This is a genomic window from Comamonas sp. GCA5, from assembly GCF_036541385.1.
Lineage (GTDB): Bacteria > Pseudomonadota > Gammaproteobacteria > Burkholderiales > Burkholderiaceae_C > Comamonas > Comamonas aquatica.
This window is the reverse complement of record NZ_JAZHFR010000155.1, coordinates 1-2,826: the sequence shown is the minus strand read 5'-3', so window position 1 is coordinate 2,826 and position 2,826 is coordinate 1. Positions and strand designations below refer to the sequence as shown.

Here is a 2,826-nt window from a genome sequence, read left to right as displayed (position 1 = left end):
GCATGTGTAAGGCATGCCGCCAGCGTTCAATCTGAGCCAGGATCAAACTCTACAGTTCGATCTTGAATTTAAAGTCTTGCGACTCACTCATAAAAACGGAATTGAAGTGAACTTCACTTCTCTATTTCCATGAGCGTTTGTTTTTAGTTCCAAAGAACTTGGCAATTCGCCTTCAAACGCCCACGCTTATCGGCTGTATCTTTTTAAAGATGCAAACCTGAATCGCTTCAGATTTCTTCCTTCGCCGTGATCAGCGAAGCCTTGTATTGTAGCACAACTTTTCGTGCCTCAAGAAGAATTTTTTCTTCTTGCTCGCTGTCAGTTGTCGTGAGCAGCGAAGACCGCAATTCTATACCTATTTTTGACACCCCCAGGGAAATCCCTTGGATTTCCTGCACCCGCTTACAGCGGGTGCCTGATGCCGCACTCAGGCAGCGGCCTGGACCGCCTGCTCCAGCGCATCCACAAACAGCGCCGGTACGTCGCAGCCGGTCTGCTGCTGAATCTCCTGGAAGCAGGTGGGGCTGGTGACGTTGATTTCGGTGACCTTGTCGCCGATCACATCCAGGCCCACCAGCAGCAGACCGCGTGCAACCAGGATGGGCCCCAGCTTGTCGGCGATGGCACGGTCGCTGTCGCTGAGCGGCTGGGCCACACCCTTGCCACCCGCAGCCAGATTGCCGCGCACTTCGTTGCCCTGCGGAATGCGGGCCAGGCAGTACGGCACGGGCTTGCCGCCAATGATGAGGATGCGCTTGTCGCCTTGGGCGATGGCCGGCAGAAACTTCTGCACCATCACGCTGGTGGCGCCCTGCTGGTTCAGGGTTTCGATGATGGAGCCCAGGTTCATGCCATCAGGGCCGACGCGGAAGATGCCCATGCCCCCCATGCCGTCCAGCGGCTTGAGGATGATGTCCTGGTGCTGGGCATGGAAGGCGCGGATGTCCTGGGGGTTGCGGGTGATGAGGGTGGGGCCCAGTACCTCGGGGAATTCCATCACCGCCATCTTCTCGGGGTGGTCACGCAGCGCCGCCGGCTTGTTGAAGACCTTGGCGCCTTCGCGCTCGGCCTGGCTGAGCATGTGCGTGGCATAGAAGAATTCGCTGTCGAACGGTGGGTCCTTGCGCATCAGCACGGCATCAAAGTCGGCCAGCGCCTGCTGTGCCACGCCCACTTCTTCGTACCAGTCGTGCAGATCGCCGGTCAGGCGCAGGGCCCGCACCTGGGCCACCACCTTGCCCCCCACCTGCCAGCTGATGTCCCGGGGCTCGGTCGCGAACACCGTATGCCCACGGCGCTGGGCCTCGCGCATCATGGCGAAGGTGCTGTCCTTCTTGGTGTTGAAAGATTCCAGGGGATCGGCGACAAACAGAAATTGCATGGTGGGCTGGGGCAGCGCCCCGATCAAGAAAGAAGAAAAGGTTCAGCGCGCTTTTGTACGCCAAGGTTGGTACTGTTGCACGAACAGGGTCAAGCCCCCGGCGACCACGCCCCAGAAGGCCGAACCGATGCCGGCAATCGCCACACCGCTGAGCGTGACCAGAAAGGTGATGAGTGCGGCCTCACGGCTGCTGTCCTGCTGCAGCGCAGTCACCAGCCCCCCGCCAATGCTGCCCAGCAGCGCCAGCCCGGCAATCGCCATGACCAGCTCCTTGGGGAAGGCCGCCAGCAGCCCGGCCACCACGGCCCCGAAGATGCCCAGCAGCACATAGAACAGACCGCACCAGACCGCCGCGGTGTAGCGCTTGGCCGGGTCGGCGTGGGCTTCGGTGCCCATGCAGATGGCCGCCGTAATGGCAGCCAGGTTAATACCGAAGGCCCCGAACGGTGCCAGCAGCAAGGTGACGACGCCAGTGGTGCCCACCAGCCGGGACACGGGCAGCGCATAGCCGGCGGTGCGGATGACCGCCACCCCCGGCAGGTTCTGCGACGCCATGGTGACCACAAACAGCGGCAGCGCCACGCTGATGCAGGCCTGCCAGGTGAAGCTGGGCATGGTGAACACCGGCAGGGCCAGGCGCCACTCCACCTGCGACCACTGCATCTGCCCCTGCCAGGCCGCACAGGCGATGCCGGCCATCAGGGTCAACATGACGGCATAGCGGGGCCACAGCCGCCGCGACAGCACATAGGTCAGCAGCATGCTGAGCACCAGGGGCAGGGCCGTCTGCGCCGACTCGAACACCTGCAGGCCAAAGCGGGCCAGCACCCCGGCCAGCAGCGCCGCCGCAATCGCCGCGGGGATGCGGTCCATCACCCGCTCGAACCAGCCGCTGAAGCCACACAGCGCAATCAGTGCCGCACTGACAATGAAGGCGCCCACGGCCTCGGCCATGCTGAAGCCGCCCGCCACCCCGGCGGCCGCCAGCACCGCGGCCCCGGGCGTGGACCAGGCCACCATCACCGGCTTGCGCAGCAGCAGCGAGGGCACGGCGCAGCACAGACCGATGCCCCAGCCCAGGGCCCACATCCACGAGCTGATCTGTGCCGGCGTGGCACCGAAGGCCTGGGCCGCCTGGAACACCAGGGCCACCGAGCTGGTCACGCCCACCAACACCGCCACAAAACCGGCACTCAGCGCCGACAGGCTGAAGTCTCTGAAAAATTGCATGGCGCACATTGTGCGCACAGCCACCGCGCAGCGCCACCCGGTTCTGGCACGCCGGGGACGAGGGCATAAAAAAAGCGCAGACCCGGGGGCTGCGCTTAGAACGTGTTTACGATCTCCTGAGCAGTAGGGCCAGGAAAGCCAAGTGGACGAACTGCAGGCTGGTGTTCAAGAGCCGCTCGCAGTTCTTCCATAGCCTCCTGTTCTTGTCCAGCCAC

At 63.2% G+C, this 2,826-nt stretch carries 2 protein-coding genes and 1 pseudogene; all 3 read right to left on the bottom strand.

Annotated elements, in window-relative coordinates; translation table 11 throughout:
* Positions 1-427 precede the first annotated feature (427 nt).
* On the bottom strand, positions 428-1,381 hold the full coding sequence (gene gshB, locus SJH88_RS18795) for a glutathione synthase (protein ID WP_270149951.1): 954 nt from the start codon (positions 1,379-1,381) through the stop codon (positions 428-430).
* Between the two features lie 42 nt (positions 1,382-1,423).
* Positions 1,424-2,620, bottom strand: a complete 1,197-nt coding sequence (locus SJH88_RS18790) for a benzoate/H(+) symporter BenE family transporter (RefSeq protein WP_274755347.1) — start codon at positions 2,618-2,620, stop codon at positions 1,424-1,426.
* A gap of 97 nt (positions 2,621-2,717) precedes the next feature.
* Positions 2,718-2,826 (bottom strand): annotated as a pseudogene (locus SJH88_RS18785) (IS5/IS1182 family transposase); the annotation flags it as partial.